We start from the raw sequence: 25,441 nt of genomic DNA on the forward strand, positions 1-25,441 counted from the left end.
ATTTATTTTCCATGTTTTTTTAAAAGATCTGCTTCATTTTTTAATCTGTTTTTTGGGACAATAATAAGTAGTACGCCCTCCCACTTTTAATATGTCCAATTTTTCACCTTCAATGCATTTTCCGCCAGGGTACCGGTGGGCCAATAAAAATTCTGGGGGAAACTTACTGGTGTTGTCCTGAAAATAAATTGCTTTTTTTAATACCATTTGCATATTTTCATAGATTATTTTAAGGTCATCATCTGTTAAATCACCGGCTTTGGTAAGGGGGTGGATGTTGCTTTGATAGAGAATTTCATCAGCATATAAATTTCCAATTCCAGCAATAAAATGTTGGTTCATTAAAAGAGGTTTAATATTACCTTTTCTATTTTTAAACAATTTTTTAAAAGGGTTAATTGCGATATTTAGGGCGTCAGGACCTAAATTTTTCATTGCTATAAATTGATTGATATCAGAGGTCATCCCTATTTTTCCAAATTTTCTCGGGTCTTCAAAATCCAGCACATTTCCCTTTTCAAATAAAATACTAATTCTAGAATGAGGACTATAATCCAAAGTTTTAGAATGATATTTTAAAGAACCAGTCATTCCAAAATGTAAAATCAGATTCATGCTATTTTTTAGATTTGCAAATAAATATTTACCATATCTCATGCTGGATATAAATTCCGCACCAATCAAATTATTCTTTAATTCATTAGAACTAATATCTAATAAAATTTCAGGGTTATTCAATTTAATCTCTTCAATTCTTTGATTTAGTGAAGTAGAATCAAAGTAACGTTTAAAAATTTCTAAACTGGGAAGTTCAGGCATGTAACAACTCCAATATACTATAATTAATCCCTAAATTTTCCTTTTCAGAGCCCCTTAATATGTCATTAATTATTTATTTCTAAATACTCATTAAATAAATATGGGATGTGAGTACTGTAAGAATCTGGAAAAATACAATTTCGGTGATTTTCTCTATGAAACTAATTCTTGGATAATCTTTTTAGCACCGAATCAAAGCAATCTTGGAACTTGTGTTATAGCTCTAAAACGCCAAGAACGTTTCTTGAATTCATTAACCAAAGAAGAATGGGATGAATTTTCAGAAATTGTTAACCAACTCGAATCGTCTTTAAAAAAAGCATTTAACGCTACGATGTTTAATTGGGGAACTTTGATGAATTCTTTTTACTTAGAAGATACTCTTGAGCCGCATATGCACTGGCATTTTATCCCTCGATATGACCATGAGGTTGAATTGGATGGAGAACTATTTGAAGATCCTTTTTTTGGTTATATGCGGCCCAGGCCTGCCAAACCAATTTCTGAAAAAATAAAAAATAATATTAAACTTGCTATTTTAAAAGAATTGAATGGAATTGAGAAAAATATATGATTAGGCTTTTGACTCGTTAGGAATAGGAATACGATTTTTATATTCGGCTTCTTTGAATAATACTTTAAAATCAGTTCCTGATTGGGCATTTAATTTTATTTCACCATCAATTTGGTCAACAAGACCTTTTACTAGTTTAAGTCCTAAACTTTCACTTTCACTTTCATTAAAATCGTATTTGGCTGGAAATCCAATTCCATTATCCGCTACATTTAGAATGAAAAATTCGCCTTTCCTTTTAAGTGAAACATCCACGTGACCAGATCTATCCGGGGGAAAAGCATATTTTAAAGAATTACTTACTAATTCATTCACAATTAAACCACAGGGAATAGCAGTTTCCATACTTAAATTTATTTCATCCACATCCAGATTTATTTTAATTTTCTCAGGATTAACCACGTAATATTGTAATAAATAGCCAATTAGGCTGGACATATATTCTCGAAGATTAACATGAGAAATATCTGATGATTTGTATAGTCTTTCATGGATCAAAGCCATGGAACGAACCCTTCTTTGACTCTCTCGAAAGAGTTCTGCATCTTCAGGATTTTTAATATAACCTGTTTGTAAGTTTAGTAGGCTGGATATTATCTGTAAATTATTTTTCACGCGGTGATGGACTTCACGTAACAACACCTCTTTTTCTTCTAAAGATGCCTGGATTTCTTTTTCAGCTTTTTTAATATCTTTTATATTGCTGCCTATACATACTAAACCAATTAAATTAGAATAATCATCTATAATGGGGGATATGGATAATAAAACAGGTATTTCACCACCATTTTTAGTTTTAAGCTTCGCTTCCATATTGTTTATAGAATTATTATGATAATTTTTATCAGATTGTTGGAATAAATTCTTGTAATATTTTGAGTCTGAAAATAGTAAATCTATGGGCTGGCCAATAAGATCTTTTTTACTGTATCCCAAAAGATCAGTGGTGGCGGGGTTTATGGTTAAAATGGTTCCATCTTGATCCAGTAATAATAAGAAATTGGACATGGTGGACACTATTTTATCTGCAACAGCTGCGGTTGTAAGTGCAGGAAATCTATATTTCCAGATACCATAACTTATAGCACCTATCCCGATAGTAGACATGACCATGGTCATTTCAGGAACTCTGAGTTCTATTGATGGAAGAAAAAGATCACTTACAATGCTTATAATTAAAGGAAGGTATAAACCAGTGAAAACATACTTGGCCTGCAGTCTTTTTAAATTTGTAGATTTCAAATAATAAATAAAACACAATGTTCCAGCAGAAAAACCAGCCAGAATAGTCCATATGCTCATAATATTGAATAATAGCGGATCATTAGGCATTCCATAAGTCCAACCCCAATATGTATGAAGTGCCCCCTCTAAAAGTAAATTGGTGGATAATGCAATTGCAGATATGATTATTGCAGGTAAATATATTGCTAAATATGTTATTTTATGTTTCAGGATCTTTTTTTGACTAGTGAATATGAGGGAGATGTGTAATAAAACTGAAGGGACAAAAGGCCATAAAGTACTTATTTTAAGCCAAAAATATGCAGTTTCATAATTAGGGGCTTGACGATACAAAAATTCTATAAATGCTAAAAAACCTACCAATATACACAATACTGCAATCATTCTATTTAGTGCATTTTGAGGGTTTTTATGGTATATGAAATTACCTAAAAAAAAGCAGATCATAAATGCTAAAAGCGAAATAAGTGCATAAGTATTCATTTATCCCCCAACAAAGCCTTTTCACATATATTTTGATTAAAAATTTTAATATTTAAAATCTTCACTTGAAATATTACATATATTTTGTTGATTTTCACATAAAAATATATTTGATATCACATAAATCATTACATAAAATTATGTGATGGGTCTATAATGACCTTTGTAATGGACGGAATTAGGCCGTTTAACAAGTATCTTTCACTGCTTTTAAGCGAAATATTTTACGGGGGTTACTATGCTGCATTAGGCAGCCCTTTCCTTATTTTATCAGTATCCTTAATTTTAAGTTTAAAATGTGATTTTCCCATCCTCTCAATTTCTTATCTTTTGCCCTTGATTGTGTATAGTTATGATTACTACAAAGATTTAGAAATCGACAAACTATCAAATTCAAAAAGAACGGAATACCTAAGCAAAAAAAAATCCTTTTATCCTTTCATTTTGTTTTCTTATGTGCTGGTGCTTCTGAGTCTTCTTTTTTTATTTTCAAATTTTAAGCTAAATTTGTTTATAGGGGGAATCATTATCAGTGGTATTTTATATACAAAAGCGTTTAAAGGGATAACTAAAAAAATACCTCTTTTTAAAAATATCTACACGGCTTTAACATGGTCTTCAGGAGGTACATTTTTCATTCTTTTTTATAATATAATGGAAGTAAAACTTTCATTTATACTGATTTTTATCTTTATTTTTATGAGAGTTTTAATTAATATCATATTTTTTGATTTAAAGGATATTGAATCAGATAAAAGAGAATCTCTAAAAACTTTACCTGTCATTCTTGGAAAACAGAAATGTATACTATTTTTACATGGATTAAATTTATTTTCTCTATTCCCTCTGTTTATAGGAATTTATAATCAATTAATACCTTTTTTCTCTTTCTCACTTTCTTTTTTTTATTTTTATGTTTTTTATTATATTCATAAATCAGAAAATTATGAAAATGAGGAACTGGGATTAATTTCGCATGGAATGGCTGATTCCGAATTTATTTTATGGCCATTTATTCTAGCTCTGGCCAGTATTTCAGTTGTTAGTTAGTTCAATTAATTATTTCATGCCTCGTTTTTTCAGATTTAGGTTAGTTAAAATTATTGATATGTTTCTTAATTCAAAGTCATGAATGATTTTCAAATTCATAAAATAAGAACTATTTCAGGTTTAAAAATAATCTGGGGCGAGCTACTGAAATAAAAAAGAGTGTTGGGTTGAAATTCAATCCATTTTACCCAATATTTCCCTAAATTCCTTGCGGTGCCTTTTTTCCTCATCAAGAATATGCTTTAAAACCCCAACAACTTCTTCATCATCAATTATCTCAATTTGATGCACATATTCGTCAATACCCTCATTTTCGCTTTGAATTTGCCGCTTAAGCTGTGATTTAAGATCTTCCCCACCAAAATCAAGTTCTTTATGTTCCATGGTAGGTTTTCCTCCTCTTTTTGTGATTAAATCGGCTAACCACCACATGTGTCTCATTTCATCCACAGATATGGCTTCAGTTAGGCGGCTGGCATTGCAGTCTTGGATTATAAATGAGTTATATGCATAAATCATGGTGGCCTCTAACTCATGTACAAAATCAATATTTAAAAGTCGTATTATTTCTTTATTGTCCAAAAAAATACCTCCTTTTATTTATTATTTAATTATATTAATAATATGTTTATATGATTTATTATCATTACTATAAACAAATAATGCTAATAAATGAGATAAGAAGTGGTATTTACAATTTATAAATTTTCATAAACTCATCTAAATCTTCCACTTCACCAAACTTAATAATATCTGGTGTTTTGTGGGGAGTTATTTTCTGAAGATCCTCGTCATCTAAAATTTTTTTTTCTTTTAAAAGATTTAACAAGTTATGGGTTATATCCGAGTTATATGCTGTTATTTTTTGCAGATTATCCATCTCGGGCTTTAATTGGTTGGATTCTCTAAACTGGGATGAATTGTATTCATATAATGAAATTGCACATTTTATTTGATTCTCATTAAATTTAGACCATATTAATTTACCAAACCTCATCTTTTTTCTTTTAGGAGAGATTCCATGTCTTTTCACACTTAAAAATTGATTTTCATGATACAATTTTTTTAAAACAGCCCAGTTTTCCAGATTAATTTCTAGCTGGGTTTTAATAATTAATATATCTCCTTTTGAACTATCTATTTCTTCTTCATATTCGTAAGGAGTGATTTTTAACTTATTTATCAAAAGAGATTTGATATTGAGATCTTCAATTTCTTCAATATCAAAAATATAACGTACTACGGGATTCCCTTCTGTGTAATAATACGAAGAATTTAACACGGCCCACTTGCGCCCGTCATCAACGGAATAAATAATTTTAGGAACTTTAGTCCGATTATATACTTGAAAATGAATTTTAAGATGTTCTAAACTATTTTCAGAATGTTTAGATTTAAAGGTATGTTTTTTTTCTATTTCTGCTTTAACTTCATGCCCTGCAACACTAAAAAGCATCTAAAACCTCCTTTTTAAACCATTTCCACAATATGGGTACGTCGCATTGTATCTATTTATTAGTTTTATATTAAATATAATTAACAGATTAATAACTGCGTTTAATGTTATCTGCCACCCCATAACTTTAAGAATTAAAATAAAATAATTATGAGTTAAATGATTAATCAAGCAGTAATCGGTGATTTGGAGTTTGAATATAAAGTGGTGCACCGTTCCATAAAGTATCCTAGATTAGAAATAAAAACAGGCGATTTGATTTTAATCCTACCTGAAGGATTTAAAAATCATGAAGAAATCATCCAAAAAAATAAGGAATGGATATATGCAAAACTTTCCATGATTAATGATTCTAAATCATGTAATTTAAATTTAAAATGCTGTGAAATGGAATTAAAAGAAAAAGTACATGATTTAATAAATTTTTATGCAATTAAGATAGATAGTATTCCCCACAAAATAACTTTTAGAAAAATGAAAATTCGCTGGGGAAGTTGCGATAGCCAGGGTAATCTTAAATTCAATACTATGATGAAATACCTCCCGGATTATTTAATTGAATATGTGGTTTTTCATGAAATGGCACACCTTGTGGAATTTGGCCATACTAATCAGTTTTGGAAGCTAGTCAGTTCAAGATATAAAAACTATAAAGAATTAGATAATGAATTATCTAAATACTGGTTTGCAATAAAAAGGCACACTGCGGATTTTAAATTTAAGTGATTTACCCTAATACAATTGAAAGGAAAAGATAAAATGGTGGGAGAAGTATATTTTGCAGATTTCAGGTCTCGAAGCAGTTTTGAGAATAATGCAAATAAAATTGAAAGGCTTTTTGAGAGGGCAGGATTTGGAGAAATATTTAATAAAGATGATTTAACTGCAGTTAAAGTTCACTTTGGGGAAAGGGGAAATGATTCATATGTTAGTCCGGTAATGATTCGACACATAATAGATAAGATAAAAAACAATGGTTCTAAACCTTTTATAACTGATACTAATACTTTGTATTTTGGTAGCAGGCATAATTCTGTGGATCATATACAGACAGCTATATTAAATGGGTTTTCTTATTCTGTTGTAGGTGTGCCTTTAATTATTGCAGATGGACTGCAAAGTCAGAATGAAAAACTAGTGAAAATAAATGGAAAACATTTTAAAGAAGTTAAAATCGCAGGGGATATTTTAAAATCTGACTCAATGATGGTAGTCTCTCATTTTAAGGGCCATGGCATGAGTGGGTTTGGTGGAGCTTTGAAAAATTTAGCCATGGGCTGTGCAACTATCGGTGGAAAACTGGATCAACATGAATCTGCCAAGCCGATTATTAATAATGACTGCAGTGCTTGTGGGTTATGTGTACCCTCATGTCCAGTGGATGCCATGCATTTGATGACAGGTGATGAGAAAAACCAAGTGATAATTAACTACGATTCTTGTATTGCATGCATGAATTGTCTGGATACTTGTTCTAATAGTGTTATTGATCTTGATTGGGAGAATGAAATCCCCACTTTCATTGAAAAAATGATGGAGTATGCTTGGGGTGCAATCCAGAATAAATCCGAAAAAACAGCATACATCAATTTTTTAATCAATATAACTCCTGACTGTGACTGTGTAGGGTGGAGTGATGCACCGTTTGTTCCAGATATTGGGATACTAGCCTCAAAGGACCCTGTAGCAATTGACATGGCCAGTTATGATCTTGTAAATCAACAAAAAGGAATTGAAAATAATCTCCTTGAAAAAAATTTTTCACCTGGAGAAGATAAATTCCAGGGGATCTGGAAATCTGTGGATGGTAAAAAACAATTAGAATACGCTGAAAAATTAGGAATTGGTGCTAAAAAATATGAATTAATAAGTGTGGATTGAATTTTTTTTAATTACTTTGAAAGTTCAAGCATTCTTTCCACAGACTTCAATGCTTTTTTCATAGTATCTTCGGGAACAGTAACCACAAATTCTTCATTAATTAAAGAATTTTTGACTTTTTCTAAGGTATGCAACTTCATATTTTCACATATCGCTTCTGCAAATGCAGGGACTGGATTTTTATCAGGATTTTCTCTTTTTATACGGGTTACCATATCAATTTCAGTCCCTATAATGAAATCTTTTTCATTAGATGCGTGGATATGATCTAGCATTCCACCTGTACTTAAAATTTGATCACCCATTTCTTGAACTTCACTATCACATTCTGGATGAATCAAAACCTCTGCTTCAGGATATTTTTCTTTAAGAAGTAAAATGTCGCTTGGAGAGAACATTTTATGTACATAACAATGGCCATTTTCAGGTATGGGAATTATCTCTTTATCTGTATTTTGAGAAACATACCCTGCCAGATTAGAGTCTGGTCCAAATAAGATGGTTTTTTCTTTTAAGCTTTCAACTATTTTAATGGCATTAGCAGAAGTACAAAGAACATCTGCTTCAGCTTTTGCCTCAGCAAGTGTATTAACATAAAGCACTACTGCAGCATCAGGAAATCTTTTTTTGGCTTTTTTAATTTCACCCGCAGGTAACATATGAGCCATAGGACATTCGGCACCGGCATCTGGTATAACGATTTTTTTCTCGGGATTAAGGATGTATGCGGTTTCTGCCATGAAATCAACACCACAGAACACAACAAGGTCTTTATCGGTGATTTGGGTTGCTTTGATACATAATTCTAAAGAATCGCCAATAAAATCTGCAATTTCCTGTATTTCTTTGGTTTGATAATTGTGAGCTAATATAATTGCATTTTTATCTTCTTTGAGCTGCAATATCTCTTCCTGGATTTTTTTTAACATATTATTCCCTACGTAACTGTATAATCTTATTTTAAATTTTTAGAATTACTGTGAATTGAAATTTTTGCAGATGGCTCAGACATTAATAATCTTAACATATGTTATCTTTTTTAATAGGGCCATCATTAAATAATTATTTGAAACATCTATAAAAAACTTTCAATAGATAATATATATTTTCAATATAAAGAGTAATTAACTTATTTAGAGTGGAATAAACCGCCATAATTAATTAAACGGTAATGAAAATATGAAAAAAATAATTTGATTTTAAGATACTAGAATCTCTCTAAGCTCAGGGTGGATCTTTTCTTTAATCCCGAGTTTTTCCATGGCAGGACCAAATGATTTATAAATTTTCTTAAATTCTGGTCTAATCATACCTCTAAATGCGTCGTATCCCATCACTCGACCGTAGTTGTCTGTTATGGCAGATATTATTGTGGTAAAATCATTAATAGTTTGATCAACCCGACTTTCAACCGGGAAATTTTCTAGATTAGTACGAACTGCTTCAAATTGAAGTGCAGAGTTACTTTTAACATCGACACCATTTAGTATTTCAGGACACTTATCATAGGGAAGCGATTTTTTCAACATACCTCTGGCAGGTGAAACTCCCATAATCTTACTGGCACCTATGGACATTGCTAACATTATGGCTTCATAAATATCAATAATTAATTCAGATCTTTCCTGCAAGTTTTCGGGGATAACCACGTTTTCAGGAAGAACGGGAAATGATAATGGTGGTTTTATTACAGGAATTCCTGTCTCAGGAGGTTCCATTATTTTTTCTTCGCTATCAGTTAGCTCATCGTCACTAAAAACCGTTTCTTCGACTTTAAATGGAACTGAGTCTTTAGATATGCCCTCTTCAATGTTTAACGGTTTTGATTTTTCATCAATGTCTGGTTCTTCTGTTATTTCTAAAGCTTCAGGGGTTTCAATAATTTCAGTGTTTTCGGGTGGTATTAATTCTAGATTGGTAGTTTCGCTTTTAACTTCACTAATTTCAGCATGAATCACAGATTCGTCTGGTTTCACATCTTCCAGCACAGATTCTAATTCACCTACTTCTACAACGGGGGTTTCAATTTCTATTTCTGGCACTTCTTCAATATAAACGGGTAATTTTTTAATTTCTTCCATTTCTTTTATGGATTCAGCAACTTTTTTTGAAGAGAGTATAACCATTCCAATATTGGTTTTTTTACCTAAAAGTAATACTAAATGTGCCTTTTCAAGATTTAAAAATAAAGCTTTACCATTTGATGATTCAACAAGTACTCTTTCAATTGAACCTTTTTTTGAAAGATCAAGTAATTTTTCAGATGAATTGCTGATTATGTTGGCCATGGATCCAAAAAGTAAAACATCATCAGATGATAAGTTACTATACAAAATTTCCCCTTGATTATCTACAACCAAAGTACCATCTACGCCACGGATACTTTCTATTTTTTCTAAGGTTTTTTTTAATTTAATCTTGAGTTCAGACCCCATTTGAATACCTGCCCGTTTCCCGTGATATTCTAAATAAAATTTCTTCTTTGGGCTACATCCATTTATTTAACTTTTAAATATTTAATTATATTCTAAAGTAATTCTGATTAAAAGGAACTTAATATTTTCTCAGTTATACCTATTATTATTTCTTTTGATATATTTTGTTATTATATTTTCTGGATAAAAATCGAAAAACTGCTTATTTTTTAAAAATAAAAAGGATATGAGTGGGGTGGAAGATAAAAAATAGTTTTAATTAGAAACTGAAACCAATTTGCAGTGAGTCACCCATGCTCCTGTTTTTTTACCAGGCCTATAACATGTAACTAACATTAAACGAGATTCTCCACCTTTTGAAAATTGAATAGGCTTTGTTTTATAATCCCAGCGAATATCATCCCCATTAGATGTAACTTGATAAATATATTTCTTTGAACTTACCAAATCCTCTATTATTACTTCATCGCCTATTTTTAAGGTGTTTAATTTTTTAAATGGGGCCGAAAAAGTTGTTCTATGTCCCAACAATCCACATTCTCCCTTTTCTCCAGGTAGAACGCTATTAGGATAATGATAAACAGAATTATATTTATTAACTGTATCTGTTCTGATTTGATAATCTGCATTGATTTTAGGAATAATTAGCCGGGAATTTGCTAAAGATTGGGTTGGCTCAGTGATATCCGCACGGAGACCTATTTTAGTTTTTAAAACTGGGAAATTATTTTTTTCTGCTTGGGACGTATTATTTAGCTGATTTAATCCAGAATAACTGGTAAATAATACACTAAAAGAAAAAATAATAAATAAACTAATGATTATTAAAAAAAATGTTTTACTTTTATTCATTGTCAATTACCAATATTTTTTTGATTTTTTCAGCCATTAAAGTTTTGTACTGGGCTACTTCCCACGGATCATCAGTCCATGCGGTGATTTTAGCTTGAACTCCTACATCTTTCAGTTCAAGTATTAATATCTTGGGTTTTGGTTCTTTTCTCACCCAATCAAAGTTATTTACAAGAGTTTCAATTTTTTCGGTTAATTCTTCAAGCTCAAAGTCATAGGGAATATTGACTCGCAAATCAACTCTTCTACGATCCATATATGTATAATTCAAATAAGGATTTTTAGAAAAAGTGGAGTTAGGCACGGTTATCACACTATTATCTGGTGTGGTTAGGGTAGTGGTTCTAAATCCTACTTTGGTCACTTTTCCTTTTTGGTTTGAAATTTCAATTGTATCCCCTACTTTAAAACTTTTATCTGCTAAAATAAACATTCCTGAGATAAAGTTAGATAACGTGTCCCGAGCAGCAAAACCTACAGCTACACCTACTATTCCTAAACTTAAAGCTATTGCAGTTATATCAATTCCTAGTTCTTTTAAACTTATAACTAATGCAATAATATAAATTCCATACTTAACTAAATCATTTAAAACCTGGATAACTGTAAGATCAATTTCCCAACGCTGGCCCATTTTTTTAATGAAATAATTGGCCCATTTTATGATAATAATGGCCACTAAAAATGTAGTGGCTATTAATAGTAAATTCTTAATAAGTGGGTTTGAAATAAGATTTAGACTCATTATTGTCCTCCAGTTTTATTTCGAGTTCTTAATGGTTAAAATTTCTCAGTTTTTACCTCAACTACCATTAAATCTTCAGCAATCATAGTATTCTTGAATATTTCCTGTGCTGCAGTTTTTAATTGTTTTGATTTTTTATATCTGGTGCTGATGTGGGTTAAAATTAAAGATTTAACTCCTGCTTTTTTAGCAATATTTGCAGCATCATGAGCTGTGGAATGGCCGGTTTCCGAGGCTTTGGATTCTTGCCCCGCTTCAAAAGTTGATTCGTGAATTAGAATATCCGAATCCTTTGCTAATTTAATCATAGTTTCGCAGGGGCGAGTATCTCCGGAATAAGTAATTTTTATACCTTTTCGTTCATCACCAAGAACTTCTTCAGGTTTTATCATACGATCTTTAAAATGTACGGATATGCCTCTATGTAATTTACCAAAATCAGGGCCTGGTTTTAAACCTAATGCAATAGCTTTTTCTTTAATAAATCGCGGTTTTTTTATTTCTTGAATGGAATATGATAAATTAGGAACATTGTGCTGGGTTTTAACACATTCTATTTTATAATCCTCTTTTTCTATTATAAGTCCTTCATCTAATTCATGGCTGTGGATTTCAAAGTCCATTGAAAAATAACCCAGATTAAGCGCTGATTTCAGGACATCATTTAACCCGGGTGGACCGTAAATATGCAAAGGTTCTTTTCTACCTCTAAATCCCATGGACTGAATTATTCCAGGTATTCCTAGTATGTGGTCTCCATGCAAATGACTTATGAAAATTTTATTTATTTTCATAGGACTCAATTTTATTTGAGACATCTGCCTTTGGGTGCCTTCTCCACAATCAAATAAAAAAACCTCACCAAATGCTTTTAAAGCTATAGCTGTATGGTTTCTATATTTGGATGGGACCGCTGAGGATGTTCCTAAGAATATTAATTCCATTTGAATCACAATTACAAATAATTAATTAGAATAGTATATAATTATTTTTTATAGAAAGTATAATTATAATTTCATATTAGTCCTTTGAAGTATTCCTATTATGAAATTGAGAATATACACAGAAATAATTTCATGCTAATTATATATGGGAGATACTATAATCTCATTGAGTTTTGTATTATATTAATTGTTTATATTTACAATACAAAATCTCAGAGATTAGATATTAAATTAAGTTACTTAAGTTTTTCTAAGCTATTATAATTTAATTTGCATAAAAACTTTAACTTCCTTTTAGATATAGTTATATGGAGATTATATATGAAAAATGCACTTAGACAGATGATAAGAGAGGATATTGGGTTTGAGGATATCACTACCAATGCACTTATTGATCATGATATGCATGCCCGTGCCGAAATTTTATCCAGAGAAAAAGGAGTCATTGCAGGTGTTGATGTTGCAGAGATGATTCTTGCTGATTTTGATTTAGATTATTCTGTTAATTACTTAGATGGGGATACAGTAACTGAGAATGATATTATTATCTCAATAGAAGGAAATGTTCGTTCAATATTAAGTGTGGAGCGCACAATTCTTAATTTAATGATGAGAATGAGTGGAATAGCTACTTTAACTGCAAAAATGGTTAATAAAGCTTTACAAGCAAATCCTGATATTATAATCGCTGCTACTCGAAAAACTACTCCCGGAATTCAATTTTTTGAAAAACAAGCTGTAAAGGCTGGGGGAGGGGATACACATAGGTTCAGATTAGATGACTGCGTAATGGTGAAAGATAACCATATTGCGGCGGTTGGCAATCTAAAGGCGGCCATTGATAAAGCCAAGAAAAATGTTAGCTTCACCAAAAAAATAGAAGTCGAAGTTGAATCTTTAGGAGATGCTATTTTAGCTGCTCAGATGGGTGTAGATATTATTATGCTGGATAATATGTCACCGGAGGACATTAAAAAAATTCTAAATGAATTAGTAAAATTAGATCTAAGAGAAAATGTTATAATTGAGGCTTCAGGGAGAATAAACCCGGATAATATGGTGGATTATGCTTTAAGTGGAGTTGATGTTATTTCTATGGGATTCATTACACATTCTGCTCCTATTCTTGATCTTTCTCTGGAATTAATTCAGATTGGATAAAAATATATTAAACTATTTCCATATAACTGATTTTTTTTAGTGAGGACCTAATCATTATATGCAATTTCCCTTCAATTTTTCAGTAGGTTGCATTATTCACTATTAAAAAAAATTAGGATAACTCTCTTAATTTTGAATACATTTATATACTTTGTTATTCAATTATATTGATAGAAACAATAGTATTTATTGAACAATATAATTAATTCATTGGAGGCTAAGAATGATAGATGAAAATGAGATGCAAGATCAAGAATATAACTCAGAAGAAGCGGAAGAAAATGAAGAATCTTTAGATGAAACTTCAGAAGAATTTATTGAAGAAGATGAAGAAGAAAGTTTGCCTTTTGCTAAAGCTGAAGTTGTACGATTAATGAAACAGAACCTGGATAGTGATAAAATGATCCGGGAAAGAGTAAAAGTCGAGATGAACCGGTTTTTAGGTGATGTTTTAGTAAATGTATGCAAACAATTAAATGAATATCCTTACACCACAATTGAATATGAAATGCTAAAAGAATCTATTTATCCTTATCAAAATATTCAAAGAATCAATCAAGAAAAAGAAAGGATTTTAATGCACATGGATGCAATTAAAGCAGATTGTGATGCATTAAGCATGGATGTAAAGAGGACTTTGAAATTGAAAGATGTGGACGAAGAAGAAGAGGATGAACATTTCAGATAATCTGAAACTCAATTTTCCTATTCTTTTTTTATCTATAAATTAATTATCTATTTAATTAATCTATTCGCAGTATTCATCATTTTCAATGGTTATAAAACCAGTCTTTAATTTTTTTATTTCATCTTCTTCTAATTTCCTTTTTGAAGCATCAGGATGGGCAATAAAACTTTGGCCAAATGGGTCTTCCAGTATTATTTCAACGGATTTTTCTCCGCTGCGGACTTTATCTAATTCTTCCAGTATTATAGTAGCATTTTTTTGAGAGGTTTCGTCATCAAATAAATTCATAGCCGTTTTAACTGCAGTCTGAAATCTTTCCAATACTCCTTCTATATTAGAAACATATCCCAATGACTTGGGGCCGGGTTCTACTTTCAATCCCAATTCAGGTATGGTGAGAGTTGCGGATTGAGATTTGACCACACGTGCATTAAGTCGTTGGACATTTGTTTGAAGGGAATAATGGACGGGTTCTTTTTGATCTAAACATATAACATCTGTATGGCGATATCCGCAGGAGCTACAAAGTAGTAAAGACTCCATAATTTCACCAAAATAAGGTATTTCTTCTGTACGGTTAATCACGTCCATACATTTTTGCCCATGACAAACTGGACAATCCATTTTCATATTATTCAATATTTTATCTCCTTGATTTTAGGTCGCTTAAAAAAATTAATTAATGGAATGATAATGGTAAAAACAATAGGAATATATAAATTTAAGCGTTATGATTGTCATTTGCTGCTTTGGGTGGAATAGTTCCATCTTTTTTAAAAATAAATCCACTTTTACCCAAATCTTCAATCATTCTCTGCAATGTTTCCTTGTCCGGAGCACAAATCTTATGGCTGTGAACATTGTCTGATAGTTCGTAGAGTTTTTCTAAATCTTTTTTTCGTTTTGGGTTTTCTTTCAGATGTTTTACAAATCTCTTTGCTTCCAGGGGATCGTAAACATTCACATTCCTTTTAAGGGGCTCTCCAGAACCTGGAAGAAAATAAGAAACATCAACTATTCTACCACCATATTTTTCAAGCACAATATCAATTTCATCTTCTAAACTATCCACTGGATGCTTTAAAATCATCACTTTACAGATCTCTCTAATAAGTGAAAGCATCCTTTTTTTACTGGATTCAAGATCCTGGTTGTTGATAACAGGAATATTGTGTTCCGTGGCTTGAGCAACTAAATAATTGTGAATAGTTCTATTTTCTTTGAAATATTCTAAATGCTTACCGCCACGTTTGATTTTCATGGCTCTTTTAACGAATCTTTCTTTATGCACGTCTTCATCTGCAGATAATATAAAAAAATGGATAGATGCGTCGTTTTTGAATTTATCCATATTTACTAATCCTGGCACTAAATGCACACCTTCTATTACCACGTCATCAGAATCGTCAACAGCTCTTTTTATGACTTTTTCGATTGCAGGAATAACAAAAGAAGCGTGTTCTTCAAAACCAGCATTAATTAAGGCACGTTTATTATCTTTAAATCTTTCTTTGTCTCTTAAGGTAGTGTATGCATCAAAGGAAGATTTATGGAGAGCAGGAGCATAATCTGGACCAATTATACCTCTAACTATTTCTCTAATAAAATCAGTTTCAATCAGGTGTTTTATGCCTAATTCTTTTGCGAGTTCAGAAGCTATGGTGGATTTCCCTATTCCAGAAGCACTCCCAATCAATATCACATAAGGCTTTTTCAAGCTTTATCTCCCCAGTTCGATTTTATGATTTAAATAAGGCTAACGCTAAATTATCGATATAAATTCTTTTAATTTAATAAAAATTATTATCTTGTGATAAAAGTTAAGATAATAAAATTTAATTAACTTAATAAGTCTTTAACACGCTCAGCGCTTCTCCTCATCTCAATACGGATAAGACCTAGATTTATATCGATATCTGTGATGAGAACTAAAATTCCTTCACCTGCATCGATCATTAAAGTCTTACCTCTACTTCCTTCAATCATCACTTGCTCAAGGGGCTCATGTTTCATTTCTTCTGCTGATCTTTCGGCAGTACCGAATACAGCTGAGGACATTGCTGCCACTAGTTCGGCATCTATGTCTGAAGGCACTTCGGTTTCGATAATTAAACCATCTTTTCCTACCACTAAAGAACCATTTACCCCGTTGATCCTACCTAAGTCTTTAAGTATTCTTGCTATCATATTATGCCTCCATCAATAAATAGAGTATTTAACCTAAAGTATATATGCTTTAATCATTTATTAATTAAATAAGTATAAATAAGTAATTAAACTTTCTATTTGATTTCACCACAATTACTATTAAGGAGTGATTCTTTGTATATAGTATCTTCTGTTGAAGAACTTCAAGAGCTTAATCCATTTATTGTCATTGGTTGCGGAGGAGGAGGAGAAAAGTTCGCTAATTTTGAAGGTGTGGAAACAGTTGGTTTTGTAGATGATGACTCTTCAAAGCATGGGAAACCCTTCTGTGGATGTTCTGTATCACCCGATCTTATTAACTTGATAGAACGAACTGATGCTAATAGTGTGGCCATAATGTTACCAATAGGCGCTGAAGGTTCTGCACTTAAATATGCTGTTGAAGCCATAGATAAAGGGAAAAATGTAGTTGCATCTTTTAGATCGCTTCCTTTATCTGAAAATCCATCATTACTGTTATTTGCAAAACAAAAAAATGTTTCAATCAAGGAGATAAGTCCTAGATTGGATAATATCGACAAAATTTTTGGCATAGCTCCATCGAAATGCTGTGAACTATTACCTAAAATTGATTATAAACATAAAAATCCAGTAATATATGTCGGTGGAACATCACAAGAATGTGGAAAAAGGACAACTACTCGATTACTTGGTAAACAGGCAAAAGAAGAGGGATTGGAAGTAGCTGTTATCTCTACTGATGAAATGGGTTTAGAACAACCAGTAGATTTGAATTTTCGCGCAGGTAGTCTCTCAGTAATGGATGTTGCGTCTGCCCTGATGGGTTCAATACGTTATATGGAAGAAGAGAGAGACCCCGATATAATTTTTGTGGAAAGCCAATCCAGTTTAACAGAACTGGGAAATCCTCATCCCAGAGGTTTATCTGCATCCATACTTATTGGTTCATCACCTGATGCAACTATTCTATGTCACAGGCCCAATCATCCATATAGGAAACCAAGAGGAATACTGGATGAAATTAATGCAATAGAATCAGTTGAACCCACAAAAGTATTAGGGATTTCGTTGAATTTAAGAAATGTGGAAGGAAATAATTTAATCGCAGAATATGAGTCTAAATACGGGCTTCCAACTGCAGATGTGAGGAATGGGGGTTCTTCAAGATTACTTAAAGTAATTAAGGATTATATAGGGGAGATTTGATGAAAGACGTAATGGATTTTGTAAAGAAAAACCTGGGTCTTGATGAAGATGAAGAACAAAAAGAAGAACAAGAACCAATTATAGTTCCAGAACATTCATTTTATGAAATAGTGTTAATGAAAGCAAAAAATTCCGAGGATATTGATTACGCAATTGCTCAAATCACAGAAGAAAAAAATCCTATTATTTTAGATCTTAGTTATTTAGAAAATGAGTCACCAGATGATTTACGTATAGCTGGTGAAAAACTCAAAGCTCTTCGTAAAGAAAAAGGTGTAGAAGCAATATTGCTATGTCAGAATGGAAAAAATATTGTTATAATAACTCCTCCTGAGATTAAACTAATAAGAAAAGATTAAAATAATTTTTTATTCAATATATTACTATTTTAGTCGAACAGGCCTTGTTTGAGGTATGTAAAATGGAATTACCAATAACTAAACCTTCTCAAGTTTCATATGCAGATGAACTGGAATTTTCAGAACTTATGGAGAAAATGTCTGAGAAGGAATACAATGGGTTTATCAGAATTACTCATGGTTCTGAAGAGGGATATCTTCTATTTAAAGAGGGATCTCAGGTTGCTGCATCATATGATCGGCATATCAAAAATGATGCATTGGAAAGCATTATTGATTCAATGGACAAAAGCGATACTCTTCTCGAAGTTTTCGAATTAAAACCTTCTCAAGTTGATTATCTTATTGATTTAAACAAGGCATACAAACTGGATCCTATCTTTGATATTACTGAACAAGTTAGGGAAGAAGAAATACAAGATGATTATGGGGGCTACGAGGATACTTACTTTAATCCTAAAGAAGCCAGCTATAGAAAATCAGTTGAAGAACTTAAAGCTGAAGAGGAATTAGCTTATAAAAAGAGAATTGCTGAAAAAACTCCAGTTGAAGTAGAACCTGTTGTTGAGGTTGAGCCTATTCCTGAGCCTGAACCTGAGCCTGAGCCTGAGCCTGAGCCTGAGCCTGAGCCTGAGCCTGAGCCTGAGCCTACTCTTGAACCCGAACTTGAGGTTGAATCGGAAGAGGTTATGGATGAAGAAGAATTCACAGTACCCGTTGATCGTTTAGAGCTTATGAAAAAATATGGTTTGAAAGACTTTGAAGAAGAAGATGCAGATAAAGTTCTTGAAACATATAAAGGCGGTACAGTAAGTAATTCTGAACTGGAAGGAATTGAATTAACGATTATGAATAGAGTTAAAAAATCTGTTATGGGTATTCCAAAAATCAGAGGCACGGAAGTCATTGTATTTTTAGAAAATAATCGTGAGTTAGGTGGAAAAATAAAAATAATCTGCGAATACGAAGGAAAAGGTATTTTTTCCAGAATAATGGGCGATTCAAAAGCTGTTGAAAATTTGAGATATCAAATTTTAGAAATTTCTGAAATGGAAATTAGAAAGAGCTTCAGGGAATACCCTCAGATTGTAGACAATTTTGATATCAGTATAGAAATTCATTAATAATATAATTTAATATAGGGGACATAAATAATTATATTTATAATAAACAAAATTTATTATAATAAATAATAATAATTAGAATTTCAGATTTATTGTAGGATCTATTTTAGGAGGTATTAAATGACCAGAGTTATCACTGTTGCTTCAGGAAAAGGAGGAGTCGGAAAAACGACTATAACGGCTAATTTAGGAGTATCTTTATCCACTTATGGTGAGCGAACTGTAGTGCTTGATGCAGATATTGCTATGGCTAATTTAGAACTTATTCTAGGTATGGAAGGTAAATCCGTTACTTTACATGAAGTTCTAGCTGGCGAAGCATCAATTGAAGATGCAATTTACGAAGGACCCAGTGGGGTTAGAGTTGTCCCGGCAGGTATATCTTTAGAAGGCCTTCGAAATGTCAAAATGGATCGTTTAGAAGAAGCACTTTCAAAATTAGTTGAAGACACAGATATATTATTAATAGATGCTCCTGCGGGTTTGGAAAAAGATGCACTATCTGCTTTGGCAGCGGCTGATGAATTATTGTTAGTCACTACTCCTGAAGTTCCTTCAATTAGTGATGCCTTAAAAACCAAGATTATCGCATCTAAATTAGGGGTAAATATTATTGGTGTTGTAATTAATCGGGAACAACACGATAAAACATTCTTAACTGTCGATGAAATTGAAACTATTCTGGAAGTTCCAGTAATTGCAGTGGTTCCTGATGATCATGAGGTAAGCCGTGCTGCTGCATTTGGAGAACCTATTGTTCTTAAAAATCCAAAATCTCCAACCACCAATGCAATCATGAAGCTGGCCGCTGATTTAATTGGTGAAGAATATCAACCAATTGAACCGGATAAGAAAGGAGTTATTACTAAACTCATTAGTGGTTTAATGGGTCGAAGATAATTAATTTAATTATTTTTTTTATTTCTTTTTAATTCTTTATTTAAAGATGTGATTCGTTGCCTTTAGAAATTGTAAGTTTAGGAACTTGCAATATGGACTTTATTATGAAAGTTCCTGATTTTGTAGAAGTAGATGGGGAAATGTATATTGAAAATCTCCAGACGTCACCTGGAGGGTCTGCATTTAATTTTTCGGCTAATATGTCTAAACTGGGCCTGCCCAGTGGGTTGATTACATGGATTGGGAATGATTATTGGGGAAACATCATCCAGAATGATTTGAAAAATAGGGGAATAAATAGCAAACGCCTTAAAAAAATAGAATATCCCACAGGTAAGGCCTTCATAAGTGTGGATAACAGTGGAAAACGTTCTATTTATTCTTTTCTAGGGGCTAATGAAAAACTTAAATTAACTCCTGAGGATACTGAGTATATAAAATCTTCTGAAATGCTGCATTTAACTGGAATATACTGGGAAGTAGCACAAAAAGCTGCAAAATATGCTAAAAAACTTTCTTTTGCACCGGGTGCTTTACTTTCTTCTTATGGAATTGAAAAATTAAAACCCGTGCTTCAAAACACAGATATATTATTTTTAAATGAGAAAGAAGTTGAAATTTTAACAGGGAATAATATTATGGAAGGATCTAAACTCCTGATAGATGAAGGAGTTTCCGCAGTTATAATTACACAGGGCGCTAATGGCGCTACACTTTTTGTTGAAAATAAGGAAATTCATGATCCTGTAGGCAAAGCAAAAGTAGTAGATACTACTGGTGCCGGAGACGCTTTTGCAGCAGGATTTGTAGCTAAATGGATTAGTAATAAACCATGGGTTGAGTGTTTACATTTTGCCAATGACTATGCAAAAAAATGTGTTGGTAAAATGGGGCCGCTGTGATACTACAACTATTAATTCTTTAAGATATATTAAAGAATTTAGCGGCATTAGTTTCAGAAACTAATTGGATATCTTTTTCATCAAATCCATTCATCCTGAGTTCATGGACCGTTTTAGGCACGGATAATGGATCAGATGGTGATGAACTCATATCACTATTTAAAACGAATTTTTCAAGACCATAATCATTTAAAAGAATAAAAGCATCCTTAGGGCTCATTTTCAGAGGTTGTACTGTTAACCCAAGTGTAAATTGTTCATCTATTAATGAATCTACAATAGTGAAATCTACATGATCAATCAAAACCCTTTTCGGTTCTATATTTTCAAGTAAAATGTTTTTGGTAATTTCAGTTACTTCTTTTTTGTTAGTACGAGGTGTGTGTACAATAACCTTTGCTTTTAAGTCATCTGCAATTCTTAATTGTTGGATAAACACATCGATTTCTTTTGGTGACGTGGTTTCTAATCCAATCTCTCCAATTGCCACTACGCGTTCATTTTTTAAAATTTTCGGTAATTTATGAAGCACTTTCTCGAAATCAGATGATATGCTTCTAGGGTGAATACCCAGGGCAAAGTATAATGTTAATCCATTTTTTGCAGCCCTTTCTCGGTCATTATTAACTAACCTGTCAAAATGGTCGAAAATAACTGCAGACGTGCTCATTTTTAGAGGGTCATGTGCACAAGAAATAGCAGCATTTATTCCGGAGATTGCCATTTTTTCAAAATCTTCATATGGCCTGGTGTCGGCATGTATATGTCCATCAATCATATTATCACTTTTAACATTTTTATGCATTTAAGAAGAGTTTTTGTACTATCCTTTTTAAGTAATTAATAGAAAATATATCTATTCAATTCGGGGTTAAAATATGAGTGAACATGATAATCTCTTTGATTTGTATGATTTTGTTCAAGAAGACTTGAAATTCATGGTAAAATCAGGGATCAGGCTCAAAATATTAGTTAGCTTAAGTGATGGTTTAAAAAGTATGAAAGAAATCAAAGAAGAGTATGATTTGAGCTTTGCTACACTTTCTAATAACATGAAACGTCTACAAGAAGAAGGTCTCGTTCAAAAATTTGATGATAAATATAAATTATCACAAATGGGGGTCCTGAAGTTAGATCGAATTTGGGATTTCCATAGATATATGTATGTCGCTAATAATTTCGAAGATTTATGGTTAAACCATAATTTAAAGGGTATTCCTGATAAATTTTTAAATGAAATCGATGTTTTCATGACGGCTGAACTTGTAAGATCTACTGCAGTTGATATTTACAAACCCCATAATACTTACAAAGACATTGTCATAGGATCTACTGTGATTTATGGTGTTTCTCCAATCTCTCATCCAGATTTCATTGAATTATTCGACGAATTGATCCAGAGTGATACCGATATTGAACTAATTTTATCAGATGAAATAATAAAAAAAACAGTTATTTCCGCCGATTTTAGAGATCTCAGCAAGGCTATTACCAATAAAAACCTTAATATTCGACGTTATGCAGGGGGCAATCTGGATATAGCTTTTACAGTTACTGATAAATTTATTTCAATAGGCCTATTTGGATCAGACGGTATTTATGATCAAAATCGTGACTTGGTGAGTTATGATCCCCGAGCAGTGGATTGGGGAATGAGATTATATAGGGAATACTATAAAAAATCTGAAAAATTAAATGTCAAAACTCTTGCAAAAATTTTAGTATCATAGGTGGTAGTGTTGAAAAATAAAGAGTCGCACCTGTTAGAAAAAACATATGACGATGTTAAATTTTTATTGGTTTCCAATATTCGAATGAAAATAATGTTGAGTTTATATGACTCTCCAAAAAAGTCAGCTGATTTAAGGGAAGAAACATTTACTTCATCCTCAACTGTTTTACATGCTATAACTCAACTTGAAAAGAGAAATTTAGTTTCACGGCGTGGGGATTTATCTTTTTTATCATCTAAAGGTAGTTTGGTTGCTTTAAAATTGATTAATTTGATTGAGACGTTCACTATTTTGAATAGGCATGATATCTTTTGGAAGGATCATTGTTTGGATGGAATTCCTAAGCATCTTAAAAATAGATTTCATAGGCTGAAAAATGCATATTTGATTGAATCTATATTGGAAAATGTTGAAAAACCATTTACCACATATCTGGATATGCTTTCCAATGCAAATAATATTAAAGCTGCGTTACCTGTTTGTTTTCCCCGGCACCTTGATAATATTAAACTTACTTTGAATCGAGGAGGTAAAGTAGATCTAATTTTAACTCGTGAAATATTTGAAACTTTAATTGATCATTGCGGCTATATGGAACTGAAAAAATATTTAAAAAAAGGAAATTTAAAAATATTTCTAATTGCACGACTGGACATTGCTTATGTAATATCTGAAAAATTCATGTCCATAGGTTTATTTTTTGAAAATGGAGAATACGATTCTACTAAACTTCTTATGGGTCAGGATAATGAGATTTTAGAATGGGGTAACGATTTATTTGCATATCATTTACAGTCAGCACAAAAAGTAAATTATAAATCTCTTTTGAAGAAGAATAATTAAAAATAAGTCATTCAAATATTATTTAATTAAAAAAGAAATATATAATCCTTGTTGGATTTATAAATCTTCAAATTTTATTTTAGAATTCATGAGACTCTCTAAAATATTGCTTATATCAGAAATTGCAATCCTACTTTGTTGTGAGTTGTCTCTATTTCTAATGGTCACAGTTTGATCTTCGATAGACTCATAATCAACTGTTATGGCGTAAGGAACACCGATTTCATCGGCACGTGCATAACGTCTACCAATAGTTCCAGATGAATCATATTCTGCAATAAAACCATTTTCTCTTAAATTTTCCCGTATATCTATAGCTACATCCACTAATTCTTTCTTATTCATGAGGGGCAAGACTGTAGCTTGCACAGGGGCAATATCTTTGGCAAGTTTGAAGTAGTTTGTATCATCTTTATCATAGAATGAATGAATTAAAACGGAGTATACAATACGATCAATTCCAAAGGATGGTTCAATAACATGGGGGAATACTTTTTCTCCTCTAATCACTTCTTCTATTTCTTCAAATTTGACATGGGTTGGGAGTATTCGATGGGTAGTTTCAAGTTCAATTTCAAAATAGCCTTTCTCATTAAATGATGTTTGGATAATTGATGCATCTGTTTCTTCAAGGGCTTTTATTAATACTGGCGCGTCTTGTTTAAATGCAGGGCCAAATGTTTTCATGTTAGCTTTTGCTATGCTTTTTTTAATATTTTTAGGCTCAGGATACTCAATAAATACTCTTAAATCTTCTTTACTGTAAGTACTATGGGATTTAAGGTCATAATCAGTTCTATCTGCAATTCCTATGATTTCAATCCAGCCATAATGATCAAGATAAACCTCTACATCCCAGCAGTCAATTGCATAATGGGCCATTTCAGTAGGTAAATGTTGTCTAAATCTTAATGCATTATCGGGTATTCCTAATTCTCTAAGGAATTTTTGGGCAAGATAAAGCTGATAAATCAGCATTTCGCTGGCCACTATGTTTTGATCTAAAGCTTCTTGAGCGGTAACCTTTAATGATTCCGTTTTGTTTATTTGACTGTTAGAAGAATAAAGATTAAGTATTTCTGAACTGATTTTCGAAAATCGGGGGTGAGATTTATCCTGAGGGTTAACAAATATCTCTGCCTCTGCCTGGGTGAATTCACGCAATCTAATGACTCCCTGTCTTGGAGAAATTTCATTTCGATAAGCTTTACCTAACTGCACTACTCCAAATGGAAGTTTATTCCTAAAAAATCTTAATAATCTTTTAAAAGGAATAAATATTCCTTGGGCGGTTTCTGGACGCATATATCCTGTTTTTTTTCCTTTTGCACCGATGAGAGTTTGGAACATGAGATTATAACTCCAAACATGGGTCAAATGACCTCCACATTTTGGGCATCTTATCTGATTTTCAGAAATGATTTCGCTGAGTTTCTGATTTTCAAGGCCTTCTACATCAGCATCTAAAACTTCTTCAATAATATGGTCTGCTCGGTAAACATCCACACAGTCTTTACATTCTGTCATGGGGTCTGTAAAGTGATCCACGTGACCTGATGCTTTGAGGGCTTCTTCGGGCATTATGGTGGGGGATTCAATTTCATAAAAACCTTCTCCCACCACATAAAAGTCCCTCCATTTACTCATAATATTATTTTTTAAAATAGCTCCTAAAGGACCGTAATCAAAGAAACCTGCGACTCCGGAATATATTTCAAATGAAGACCACAAGAATCCTCGCTTTTTAGCGATATTCATGACCTTATCATGTTTCATTAAATCATCTCCGTAACTATATTAATATTTTTTTAAAAACAAATAAAATATTCCTCTTTATAAATTGAAAAAATTTTGATTTAAATATAAATAATG

Annotated in this window: 27 protein-coding genes; 13 read left to right on the forward strand and 14 right to left on the reverse strand. The window is 32.1% G+C overall.

Annotated elements, in window-relative coordinates:
- Positions 1-33: 33 nt before the first annotated feature.
- Positions 34-819 carry an Fpg/Nei family DNA glycosylase gene (locus tag MXE27_RS04530; protein ID WP_248611221.1) on the reverse strand — a complete coding sequence of 262 codons (786 nt, stop codon included), beginning with the start codon at positions 817-819 and terminating at the stop codon, positions 34-36.
- Positions 820-919: 100 nt separating this feature from the next.
- Between MXE27_RS04530 and MXE27_RS04535 the strand changes: the two genes are divergently transcribed.
- On the forward strand, positions 920-1,393 hold the full coding sequence (locus MXE27_RS04535; RefSeq protein ID WP_248611222.1) for an HIT family protein: 474 nt from the start codon (positions 920-922) through the stop codon (positions 1,391-1,393).
- Here the strand turns inward: MXE27_RS04535 and MXE27_RS04540 are convergent, their stop codons facing one another.
- Positions 1,394-3,121, reverse strand: a complete 1,728-nt coding sequence (locus tag MXE27_RS04540; RefSeq protein WP_248611223.1) for a histidine kinase dimerization/phosphoacceptor domain -containing protein — start codon at positions 3,119-3,121, stop codon at positions 1,394-1,396.
- Between the two features lie 156 nt (positions 3,122-3,277).
- On the opposite strand from MXE27_RS04540, the gene MXE27_RS04545 reads away from it, so the two are divergent.
- Positions 3,278-4,171, forward strand: a complete 894-nt coding sequence (locus tag MXE27_RS04545; protein ID WP_248611224.1) for a UbiA family prenyltransferase — start codon at positions 3,278-3,280, stop codon at positions 4,169-4,171.
- Between the two features lie 174 nt (positions 4,172-4,345).
- On the opposite strand, the gene MXE27_RS04550 is transcribed toward MXE27_RS04545, so the two are convergent.
- Together MXE27_RS04550 and MXE27_RS04555 are read right to left on the reverse strand one after the other, a co-directional pair.
- The gene (locus tag MXE27_RS04550) at positions 4,346-4,753 is read right to left on the reverse strand and encodes a ferritin-like domain-containing protein (protein ID WP_248611225.1); all 408 of its coding nucleotides are present in this window, start codon (positions 4,751-4,753) and stop codon (positions 4,346-4,348) included.
- Between the two features lie 109 nt (positions 4,754-4,862).
- Entirely contained in the window at positions 4,863-5,627 is a 765-nt protein-coding gene (locus MXE27_RS04555; protein ID WP_248611226.1) for a hypothetical protein, read from the reverse strand.
- A 159-nt stretch (positions 5,628-5,786) separates the two neighbouring features.
- Between MXE27_RS04555 and MXE27_RS04560 the strand changes: the two genes are divergently transcribed.
- Positions 5,787-6,353: a M48 family metallopeptidase gene (locus tag MXE27_RS04560; protein WP_248611227.1), complete on the forward strand. Its 567-nt coding sequence runs from the start codon at positions 5,787-5,789 to the stop codon at positions 6,351-6,353.
- 15 nt (positions 6,354-6,368) lie between these two features.
- A complete protein-coding gene (locus MXE27_RS04565) occupies positions 6,369-7,508 on the forward strand; it encodes a DUF362 domain-containing protein (protein WP_248611228.1) in 1,140 nt (379 codons plus the stop codon).
- A gap of 11 nt (positions 7,509-7,519) precedes the next feature.
- Here the strand turns inward: MXE27_RS04565 and nadA are convergent, their stop codons facing one another.
- The 5 genes from nadA to rnz form a co-directional block, all read right to left on the reverse strand.
- Positions 7,520-8,437: a quinolinate synthase NadA gene (nadA, locus tag MXE27_RS04570; RefSeq protein ID WP_248611229.1), complete on the reverse strand. Its 918-nt coding sequence runs from the start codon at positions 8,435-8,437 to the stop codon at positions 7,520-7,522.
- Between the two features lie 270 nt (positions 8,438-8,707).
- Positions 8,708-9,943 carry a roadblock/LC7 domain-containing protein gene (locus tag MXE27_RS04575; RefSeq protein WP_248611230.1) on the reverse strand — a complete coding sequence of 412 codons (1,236 nt, stop codon included), beginning with the start codon at positions 9,941-9,943 and terminating at the stop codon, positions 8,708-8,710.
- Positions 9,944-10,198: 255 nt separating this feature from the next.
- A complete protein-coding gene (locus tag MXE27_RS04580) occupies positions 10,199-10,795 on the reverse strand; it encodes a class E sortase (protein WP_248611231.1) in 597 nt (198 codons plus the stop codon).
- Complete coding sequence (locus MXE27_RS04585) at positions 10,788-11,540, reverse strand: mechanosensitive ion channel family protein (RefSeq protein WP_248611232.1); 753 nt, start codon at positions 11,538-11,540, stop codon at positions 10,788-10,790. Before MXE27_RS04585 ends, MXE27_RS04580 begins: the two co-directional genes overlap by 8 nt.
- 35 nt (positions 11,541-11,575) lie before the next feature.
- Positions 11,576-12,484: a ribonuclease Z gene (rnz, locus tag MXE27_RS04590; protein WP_248611233.1), complete on the reverse strand. Its 909-nt coding sequence runs from the start codon at positions 12,482-12,484 to the stop codon at positions 11,576-11,578.
- 321 nt (positions 12,485-12,805) lie between these two features.
- Between rnz and nadC the strand changes: the two genes are divergently transcribed.
- Both nadC and MXE27_RS04600 read left to right on the forward strand, forming a co-directional pair.
- Complete coding sequence (gene nadC, locus MXE27_RS04595) at positions 12,806-13,645, forward strand: carboxylating nicotinate-nucleotide diphosphorylase (protein WP_248611234.1); 840 nt, start codon at positions 12,806-12,808, stop codon at positions 13,643-13,645.
- A 223-nt stretch (positions 13,646-13,868) separates the two neighbouring features.
- On the forward strand, positions 13,869-14,333 hold the full coding sequence (locus tag MXE27_RS04600; protein WP_248611235.1) for a hypothetical protein: 465 nt from the start codon (positions 13,869-13,871) through the stop codon (positions 14,331-14,333).
- Positions 14,334-14,393: 60 nt separating this feature from the next.
- On the opposite strand, the gene MXE27_RS04605 is transcribed toward MXE27_RS04600, so the two are convergent.
- From MXE27_RS04605 to MXE27_RS04615, 3 genes are all read right to left on the reverse strand, one after another.
- On the reverse strand, positions 14,394-14,963 hold the full coding sequence (locus MXE27_RS04605) for a ZPR1 zinc finger domain-containing protein (RefSeq protein WP_342765993.1): 570 nt from the start codon (positions 14,961-14,963) through the stop codon (positions 14,394-14,396).
- A 91-nt stretch (positions 14,964-15,054) separates the two neighbouring features.
- Positions 15,055-16,050, reverse strand: a complete 996-nt coding sequence (locus tag MXE27_RS04610) for a 3H domain-containing protein (protein ID WP_248611237.1) — start codon at positions 16,048-16,050, stop codon at positions 15,055-15,057.
- 122 nt (positions 16,051-16,172) lie between these two features.
- On the reverse strand, positions 16,173-16,520 hold the full coding sequence (locus MXE27_RS04615) for a roadblock/LC7 domain-containing protein (protein WP_248611238.1): 348 nt from the start codon (positions 16,518-16,520) through the stop codon (positions 16,173-16,175).
- A 135-nt stretch (positions 16,521-16,655) separates the two neighbouring features.
- Between MXE27_RS04615 and MXE27_RS04620 the strand changes: the two genes are divergently transcribed.
- The 5 genes from MXE27_RS04620 (at position 16,656) to MXE27_RS04640 (ending at position 20,993) form a co-directional block, all read left to right on the forward strand.
- Positions 16,656-17,708: an N-acetyltransferase DgcN family protein gene (locus tag MXE27_RS04620; protein WP_248611239.1), complete on the forward strand. Its 1,053-nt coding sequence runs from the start codon at positions 16,656-16,658 to the stop codon at positions 17,706-17,708.
- Positions 17,708-18,067 carry a cell division protein SepF gene (locus MXE27_RS04625; RefSeq protein ID WP_248611240.1) on the forward strand — a complete coding sequence of 120 codons (360 nt, stop codon included), beginning with the start codon at positions 17,708-17,710 and terminating at the stop codon, positions 18,065-18,067. The genes MXE27_RS04620 and MXE27_RS04625 overlap by 1 nt, the downstream gene beginning before the upstream one ends.
- A 62-nt stretch (positions 18,068-18,129) precedes the next feature.
- Positions 18,130-19,191: a DUF2226 domain-containing protein gene (locus MXE27_RS04630; protein ID WP_248611241.1), complete on the forward strand. Its 1,062-nt coding sequence runs from the start codon at positions 18,130-18,132 to the stop codon at positions 19,189-19,191.
- Positions 19,192-19,311: 120 nt separating this feature from the next.
- The gene (minD, locus tag MXE27_RS04635; protein ID WP_248611242.1) at positions 19,312-20,091 is read left to right on the forward strand and encodes a cell division ATPase MinD; all 780 of its coding nucleotides are present in this window, start codon (positions 19,312-19,314) and stop codon (positions 20,089-20,091) included.
- Positions 20,092-20,147: 56 nt separating this feature from the next.
- Positions 20,148-20,993: a carbohydrate kinase family protein gene (locus MXE27_RS04640; protein ID WP_248611243.1), complete on the forward strand. Its 846-nt coding sequence runs from the start codon at positions 20,148-20,150 to the stop codon at positions 20,991-20,993.
- Between the two features lie 19 nt (positions 20,994-21,012).
- Here the strand turns inward: MXE27_RS04640 and MXE27_RS04645 are convergent, their stop codons facing one another.
- On the reverse strand, positions 21,013-21,771 hold the full coding sequence (locus MXE27_RS04645; protein ID WP_248611244.1) for a TatD family hydrolase: 759 nt from the start codon (positions 21,769-21,771) through the stop codon (positions 21,013-21,015).
- Positions 21,772-21,871: 100 nt separating this feature from the next.
- Between MXE27_RS04645 and MXE27_RS04650 the strand changes: the two genes are divergently transcribed.
- Positions 21,872-22,723, forward strand: a complete 852-nt coding sequence (locus MXE27_RS04650; RefSeq protein WP_248611245.1) for a helix-turn-helix transcriptional regulator — start codon at positions 21,872-21,874, stop codon at positions 22,721-22,723.
- 9 nt (positions 22,724-22,732) lie between these two features.
- Positions 22,733-23,569: a helix-turn-helix transcriptional regulator gene (locus MXE27_RS04655; protein WP_248611246.1), complete on the forward strand. Its 837-nt coding sequence runs from the start codon at positions 22,733-22,735 to the stop codon at positions 23,567-23,569.
- Between the two features lie 57 nt (positions 23,570-23,626).
- On the opposite strand, the gene glyS is transcribed toward MXE27_RS04655, so the two are convergent.
- The gene (gene glyS, locus MXE27_RS04660) at positions 23,627-25,345 is read right to left on the reverse strand and encodes a glycine--tRNA ligase (protein ID WP_248611247.1); all 1,719 of its coding nucleotides are present in this window, start codon (positions 25,343-25,345) and stop codon (positions 23,627-23,629) included.
- Positions 25,346-25,441 lie beyond the last annotated feature (96 nt).

The organism is Methanobacterium alcaliphilum (genome assembly GCF_023227715.1).
In the GTDB taxonomy this organism is placed as follows: Archaea; Methanobacteriota; Methanobacteria; order Methanobacteriales; family Methanobacteriaceae; genus Methanobacterium_E; species Methanobacterium_E alcaliphilum.